Here is a 6,792-nt window from a genome sequence, read left to right as displayed (position 1 = left end):
TGATGGACATGATCAAGAAGGATCCGTCCTCGGTGTCGGTGGCCGGCGGTTCGGCCGTTGGCGGCTGGGACCACCTCAAGGTGCTGATCGCCGCCAAGAAGGCCGGCATCGATGATGTCCGCACCATCAAATACGTGGCCTTCGACGGCGGCGGCGAGGCTGTCACGCAGCTGCTCGGCGGCTCGGTCCAGGCCTTCACCGGCGACGCCTCCGAAGCCAAGGGCTTCGTCGATTCCGGCGACATCAAGGTGCTGGCCGTGCTTGCGCCCGAGCGCCTGGAAGGCGACTTCTCCTCGTTCCCGACCGCCAAGGAACAGGGCATCGACGTGATCGGCGCCAACTGGCGCGGGTTCTACGCGCCCGGCGGCATGACCGACGAAGCCTATGACTACTGGGTCGATGCCGTCGGCAAGGTCTATGACAGCGCCGAGTGGAAGGAAACCATGACCCAGAGCGGCCTGGCCCCGCTCGACCTGCGCGGCGCCGACTTCCAGGCCTTCGTCGCCGAATCGGTGGCTTCGATCACCGAGATTTCCAAGGAAATCGGCCTGATCAAGTAGGATCGGCCGGCGCGTCTCCGTCCGCCACGGCGGGCGGAGACCGTTCGTTTGACGCATCAGCCGGACATCTAGGGGGAGGGCGCCATGAGCGACCGGATACTGGGAGGCATGGGCCTCCTGTTGGCTATCTTTTTCATCTGGCAGGCGACGCTGATCCAGGAAAGCTTCATTTCCGATCCCGTCGGACCGAAGACGTTCCCGATCATCATCGGGGTTCTGGTCGCGGTCTCGAGCCTGGCCATCCTGTTCAAGCCAGACGACGAGCCCGAATGGCCGGACTTCAGCCGCCTGTTCGAGGTCGGCCTGACGGTGGCGGTGATGATCGCCTATGCCTATGCGCTGCCGGTGGCGGGCTTCGTGGTCTCCACGGCGGTGACCGCAGGCTACCTGTCCTGGCGCCTGGGCACGCCGCCGCTCAAGGCGGTGATCGCGGGCGTGGCGATTTCGGTCGGCATCTACGTCATCTTCCATCTTGTCCTGGGACTGTCGCTCGCGCGCGGCCCCTGGGGCTTCTGAGGGCAGGATCATGGATACACTTTCCGCACTCGCGCATGGGTTTTCCATCGCGCTCACTTTCGAAAATCTCGGGCTGGCGCTGATCGGCTGCTTTCTCGGCACCATCATCGGCGCGCTGCCGGGGCTTGGGCCCTCGAACGGCGTGGCGATCCTCATTCCGCTCGCCTTCACCCTCGGCCTGCCGGCCACGCCGGCGCTGATCCTTCTGACCAGCGTCTATTACGGCGCCATGTATGGCGGCCGCATCTCCTCGATCCTGCTCAACATTCCCGGCGACGAGCCGGCGCTGATGACCACGCTCGACGGCTATCCCATGGCCAAGAAAGGCATGGCCGGCGAGGCGCTGGCGCTGTCGGGCATCGCCTCCTTCGTCGGTGCCTTCTTCGCCACCTGGGGCCTGGTGTTCCTGGCCCCGCAACTGGTCAAGGTGGCGCTGCTGTTCGGCCCGGCCGAATATTTCGCGCTGTTCGCGCTCGCCTTCGCCACGCTCGGCGGTATCGCCAGCAAGAACCAGGCGAAGGCCGCGCTCGCCGCGGGCCTCGGGCTCGGCATCGCCATGATCGGCGTCGACGGGCAGACCGGCGTGCCGCGCTTCTCCTTCGGCGAGGTGCACCTCTATGACGGCATCGACTTCCTGGTGGCGATCGTCGGCCTGTTCGCGCTCTCGGAAGTGTTCATCTTCCTCGAGCACCGCGGCACCGAGAAGGCCACGGGTGATGCCTCGGGCGTCAAGCTCGGCCGGCTGACGCCGCCGATGTCGATGCTCAAGCAGACCACGCCGACCATGGCGCGCTCGACGGTGCTGGGCTTCCTCGCCGGCGTGCTGCCGGGCGCGGGCGCCTCGCTCGGCTCATTCATTTCCTACTCGGTGGAAAAGCGCCTGGTCGACAAGGAAGGCACCTTCGGCACCGGCGATCCGCGCGGCGTGGCGGCCCCCGAGGCCGGCAACAATGCCGCCGCCGGCGGCGCGCTCGTGCCGATGCTCGCGCTCGGCGTGCCGGGATCGGGCACCACCGCGGTGCTGCTCGCCATGCTGCTCGCGCTCAACATCACGCCGGGGCCGCTTCTCTTCACCAACAACCCGGATGTGGTCTGGGGCCTGATCGCGGCGCTGTTCATCGGCAACCTGATGCTTCTGGTGATGAACATCCCGATGGTGAGCCTGTTCGTGCGGGTGCTCCTGGTGCCGCCGCGCTACCTGATGCCGGCGGTGGCGATGATCTCGTTTGTCGGCATCTACGGCATTTCCGGCTCCACCTTCGACCTTCTGGTGATGGTGCTGTTCGGCGTGCTCGGCTGGATCCTGAGAAAGCTCGAAGTGCCGCTGGTGCCGGTCATTCTCGGCGTGCTTCTCGGCAACCAGATGGAAGCCAACTTGCGCCGCGCCATGACCATTTCGGACGGCGACTGGAGCACGCTGGTGGCCTCGCCGCTGTCGATCGGGCTGTGGCTGTTCGCCTTCTTCGGCTTCATCCTGCCGATCGTCGGCGGCCGGTTCTTCCGTCCGAAGCTGCCGCGCATGGCCAGCGAGGCTGATCCGGACTGAGACCGGATCCGCGCGGCCGCCGCCTTGCATGCGGCGGCCGTATCTTTAGGTTGGAGCGGCAAGGCTGATTCCGGATGTGGACCATGCCAATGTTCGACCGGCTTCAGGAGTAGCGAGAGTATGGCAAAAGGGCCCTGGCAGACCGCCCTCGTCACCTATGGCATTGCCGCATGCGGCGCGGGCGTCACCTATCTGCTCGGCTTTCCCGCGCCGTTCCTGACCGGGCCGGCGATCGCGGTGACGGTGGCGGGACTTGCGGGCATGAGGACGGCGGCGCTGCCGCACAAGGGCCGCAACGCCGTGTTCGTGCTGCTCGGACTCACCATCGGGCAGGGCGTGACGCCGGAGGTCTTCGACGCCATGCGCGCCTGGCCCGTCACGCTCGCCGCGCTCGCAGCCAGCCTCTTCGCCATCATCTTCGTCACCCGCGCGGCGCTGGTGCGGCTGTGGTCCATGGATCCGGTGACCGCGTTCCTGTCGTCGTCGCCGGGGCATCTGAGCTATGTCCTGGGCCTGACCGAAGGGGTCAGCGCCGACCTCAAGACCGTCAGCATCGTGCAGTCGATCCGGGTGCTGGCGCTGACGCTGCTGGTGCCGGTTGCCGTCGCGCTCGCCGGGCAGATCCCGGAGCAGACGCTCACGCCGCCGCCGGTGACCCCTGTCTGGCCACTGCTGGCGATGATCGTTGCGGGTGGTGCCGCGGGCTTCGGGCTCGCCCGCCTGCGCCTGCCCGCAGCCTATCTGCTGGGCGGGATGTTCGTCTCCCTTGCCGCCCATGGTTCGGGCCTCGTCAGCGGCGTGATGTGGCCCTGGCTCGCCGCCGCCGCCTTCGTTTCGCTCGGCGCGCTGATCGGTTCCCGGTTCTCGGGCGTGACCTGGCCGGATTTGCGCCGGGCCTTCAGCGCGGGGCTGATGGTCACGCTGGTGGCCGTCGTGTTCGCCGGCGTGTTCGGCGCGATTGCCCATTGGTTCACCGGCATGGATCTGCTCGCCATCCTGATCGCCTTTGCGCCGGGCGGGCTCGAAACCATGGCGGCGCTCGCGGTGGTGCTCGCCATCGATCCGACCTTTGTCGCCTCGCATCACGTCGCGCGGTTGCTGATGCTGACGGTGGTGGTGCCGGTGTTCCTGATCGGCAGCCGGCGCAATCGGCCTTGATCGCCACGTTTTTGCGTCCGACCCCGTTTTATTGACCGCCGGCCTGCACTATGTGGGGAGTGTCGAAACGACAACATGCGGAGTGCGATGTGAGCGTTACCAAGGAAGAGGTTCTGGCCAAGCTGAAGACGGTCAAGGGGCCGGATCTCGAAGGCAATATCGTCGATCTGGGGCTGGTCTCGGAGATCTTCATCGCCGATGGCAAGGTGTATTTCTCGCTCACGGTTCCCGCCGCGCGCGCGCAGGAACTCGAGCCGCTGCGCGAAGCGGCCGAGCGGGCGGCCAAGACCGTGCCCGGCGTCAAGGGCGCGATGGTGGCGCTGACCGCAAGCCGCGAGCCCGGCACGACGCCGCCGCCGCGTCCGGCCAGCCCGCGCGCCGCCGCGCCGCAGGCGGCCCCGCAGGCCGCTGCTCCCCAGGGCCGCGCCAAGGCCGGGGTTCCCGGCATCGCATCGATCATAGCGGTTGCCTCGGGCAAGGGCGGGGTCGGCAAGTCCACCACCGCCGTCAACCTGGCGCTCGGGCTTCAGGCCACGGGGCTCAGGGTGGGCGTGCTCGATGCCGACATCTACGGCCCCTCGATGCCGCGGCTCCTGGGCATCTCCGGACGTCCGGCGCAGAACGAGGACCGGACGCTCAAGCCGATGCAGAATTACGGCCTCAAGGTCATGTCGATGGGCTTCATGGTCGAGGAAGACACGCCGATGATCTGGCGCGGGCCGATGGTGATGTCGGCGCTCAACCAGATGCTGCGCGAGGTCGCCTGGGGCGAACTCGACCTGCTGGTGGTCGACATGCCGCCCGGCACCGGCGACGCGCAGCTGACGATGGCGCAGAACGTGCCGCTCGCCGGCGCGGTGATCGTGTCGACGCCGCAGGATCTCGCGCTGATCGACGCCCGCAAGGGGATCAACATGTTCGCCAAGGTCAATGTGCCGGTGCTCGGCCTGATCGAGAACATGAGCTATTTCGTCTGCCCCGATTGCGGCGGCCGCCACGACATTTTCGGCCATGGCGGCGCACGCCAGGAGGCGGCCCGGATCGGCGCGCCGTTCCTGGGCGAGGTGCCGCTGGCGATGCCGATCCGCGAGACCTCCGACGCCGGCCTGCCGGTGGTGGCGACGGCCCCCGAGGGGCCGCACGCCAAGGTCTATCTCGAAATTGCCGCCAAGGTCCGCGCGCGTCTGGAAGAGCTGTCCGGAGACGGCGCGCGGACGATGCCCGACATCGTGTTCGAGTGAGGCTCAGCCTTCGCGGCTGAGCATCGCGAACATGCCGAGCAGGCGCTTGTCGGTGGCGTCGTTCTGCGGCTCGCTCTGCGACGAGGTGCAGACCAGCGCCGTGCCGGTGTCGGGGTCGCAATAGAGAAACTGGCCGTGAATGCCGGCGGCAAGGAAGGCGTTGGAGCCGCCGCCGACCTGGTACCAGCTGCTGCGATAGCGGCCATGGGTCAGGAACACGGCCTGCGAGCCGTTGAGCCAGGCTTCCGGGTCGCCGTTCTGCTGCATGTCGCTGATCCAGCGTTGCGAGACGATGCGGGTGCCGTTGACGGTGCCGCCGTCGAGCAGCATCTGGCCCAGGGCGAGCAGGTCGTGCGGACGGCACGAGACCCCGCCCGCCGTGCGCGGCGCCCCTTCCGGATCGACAGTGATCATGGCGTCGGCGGTGGCGCCCAGCGGACGCCACAGCAGCCGCGCGCAGAGCTCGGGGAAGCGCTCGCCACTCGCCCGTTCGAGCACGATGCCGAGCATGTCCGAATTGGGCGAGAGATAGTCGTGGATGCCGCCATGGGGATGCGCGGCCTTCTTCAGGCTTGTGAGAAAGGCGAGCATCGCCTCGTCCTTGCCGTCGGGCGAGGGCGGGTTCCAGGACATCGCCCGGCGGTAGCGCGCATAGTCTTCCTGCGAAAGGTAGGATTCGTCGAAATCGAGGCTCACCCGCATGTCGAGCAGGTGTCGCACGGTGGCGTCTTCATAGGCGCTGCCCCTGGCTTCGGGCACGATTTCGCCCACCGGCGTTTCCGGATCGAGCACGCCCTGGTCCTCGAGGATGCCGGCCACCAGCGCGGTGACCGATTTCGAGATCGAGAACACCAGATGCGGGTCTTCGCGCTTGACCCCGGGCGCGTGCCATTCGGCGACGATGCTGCCTTTCTTCGAAAGCACGAAGCTGTCGACCTCGCTGCGGACCAGTTCGTCGGCAACGCTTGTGCCGTCGGAGACCGTGCGGGCGAGCAGGTCCGGATTGTCGACCGGGGCCGGGAGGGGCGCGCTGCTGCCGGTGCTGATTCGCGCGGAGCGCACCATTTCCGCCACATTCCGGAACGACCAGAAGCTGTAGGGGCGGGTGCGCCAATTGGCCAGGTTGACAGTTTCCCGCCGAAACCCGTTGATTGCTTCGAATTCAGTGGCGCGCGTCATGGTTTTCCTCGTATCGTCGGCCACGGACTTGGCCGGAAAATAAACTTGAATAAAAGGGTTTCCTTTTTCTAGAAGCATTCTAAACTGCCAGAACTTCCGATTGGAAGCGGAACCCAAGGACCGGAGCACGATAATGCGGTTGACACGCCAAACCAACTACGCGGTGCGGATTCTGATGTATTGCGCCGCCAATGACGGGCAGTTGAGCCGCATCGGCGACATTGCGAAGGCCTATTCGGTCTCCGAACTGTTCCTGTTCAAGATCCTGCAGCCGCTGACGAAGGCCGGGCTGATCGAATCGGTGCGCGGGCGCAACGGCGGCATCCGGCTCGGACGCACCGCCGACAAGATCTCGCTTCTCGACGTGGTCAAGGTCACCGAGGAAGGCTTTGCCATGGCGGAATGCTTCGAGAGCGATGCGATCGAATGCCCGCTGGTCGATTCCTGCGGGTTCAATGCCGCGTTGCGCAAGGCGCTCGGCGCCTTCTTCGACGTGCTGTCGACCTATTCGATCGACGATCTGGTCAAGGCGCGGCCCTCCATCAACTTCCTGCTCGGTCTCGACGAGCAGCACTCGGCCGCCTGACCGCGC

General features: G+C 66.7%; 7 protein-coding genes. 6 read left to right on the top strand and 1 reads right to left on the bottom strand.

The window, feature by feature from the left end:
- The 5 genes from AWJ14_RS22620 to AWJ14_RS00655 all read left to right on the top strand — a co-directional run.
- Positions 1 to 560 (top strand): Bug family tripartite tricarboxylate transporter substrate binding protein (locus AWJ14_RS22620; protein WP_280949297.1); only part of this gene is annotated, 560 nt, incomplete at its 5' end.
- A gap of 84 nt (positions 561 to 644) precedes the next feature.
- On the top strand, positions 645 to 1,076 hold the full coding sequence (locus tag AWJ14_RS00670; protein WP_066173506.1) for a tripartite tricarboxylate transporter TctB family protein: 432 nt from the start codon (positions 645 to 647) through the stop codon (positions 1,074 to 1,076).
- Between the two features lie 10 nt (positions 1,077 to 1,086).
- Positions 1,087 to 2,622 (top strand): tripartite tricarboxylate transporter permease, encoded by a 1,536-nt coding sequence (locus AWJ14_RS00665; RefSeq protein WP_066173503.1) that lies wholly within the window; start codon positions 1,087 to 1,089, stop codon positions 2,620 to 2,622.
- Positions 2,623 to 2,742: 120 nt separating this feature from the next.
- Entirely contained in the window at positions 2,743 to 3,780 is a 1,038-nt protein-coding gene (locus AWJ14_RS00660) for an AbrB family transcriptional regulator (protein WP_066173501.1), read from the top strand.
- 89 nt (positions 3,781 to 3,869) lie between these two features.
- Positions 3,870 to 5,021, top strand: coding sequence for an Mrp/NBP35 family ATP-binding protein (locus tag AWJ14_RS00655; protein WP_066173498.1), 1,152 nt, complete (start codon positions 3,870 to 3,872; stop codon positions 5,019 to 5,021).
- A gap of 3 nt (positions 5,022 to 5,024) precedes the next feature.
- On the opposite strand, the gene AWJ14_RS00650 is transcribed toward AWJ14_RS00655, so the two are convergent.
- Entirely contained in the window at positions 5,025 to 6,200 is a 1,176-nt protein-coding gene (locus tag AWJ14_RS00650; protein ID WP_066173495.1) for a serine hydrolase domain-containing protein, read from the bottom strand.
- A 133-nt stretch (positions 6,201 to 6,333) separates the two neighbouring features.
- Here AWJ14_RS00650 and rirA point away from each other — a divergent pair, with 133 nt between their 5' ends.
- A complete protein-coding gene (gene rirA, locus AWJ14_RS00645) occupies positions 6,334 to 6,786 on the top strand; it encodes an iron-responsive transcriptional regulator RirA (RefSeq protein WP_066173491.1) in 453 nt (150 codons plus the stop codon).
- Positions 6,787 to 6,792 lie beyond the last annotated feature (6 nt).

Origin of the sequence: Parahoeflea olei, assembly GCF_001703635.1 — a bacterium.
GTDB classification, from domain to species: domain Bacteria; phylum Pseudomonadota; class Alphaproteobacteria; order Rhizobiales; family Rhizobiaceae; genus Hoeflea; species Hoeflea olei.
This window is presented reverse-complemented; position numbering and strand designations above follow the sequence as displayed.

Bases quoted from the DNA above. Each gene is read 5' to 3' on its own strand.
- AWJ14_RS00670 (WP_066173506.1), top strand. From the start codon at position 645: ATGAGCGACCGGATACTGGGAGGCATGGGCCTCCTGTTGGCTATCTTT.
- AWJ14_RS00665 (WP_066173503.1), top strand. From the start codon at position 1,087: ATGGATACACTTTCCGCACTCGCGCATGGGTTTTCCATCGCGCTCACT.
- AWJ14_RS00660 (WP_066173501.1), top strand. From the start codon at position 2,743: ATGGCAAAAGGGCCCTGGCAGACCGCCCTCGTCACCTATGGCATTGCC.
- AWJ14_RS00650 (WP_066173495.1), bottom strand. From the start codon at position 6,200: ATGACGCGCGCCACTGAATTCGAAGCAATCAACGGGTTTCGGCGGGAA.
- rirA (WP_066173491.1), top strand. From the start codon at position 6,334: ATGCGGTTGACACGCCAAACCAACTACGCGGTGCGGATTCTGATGTAT.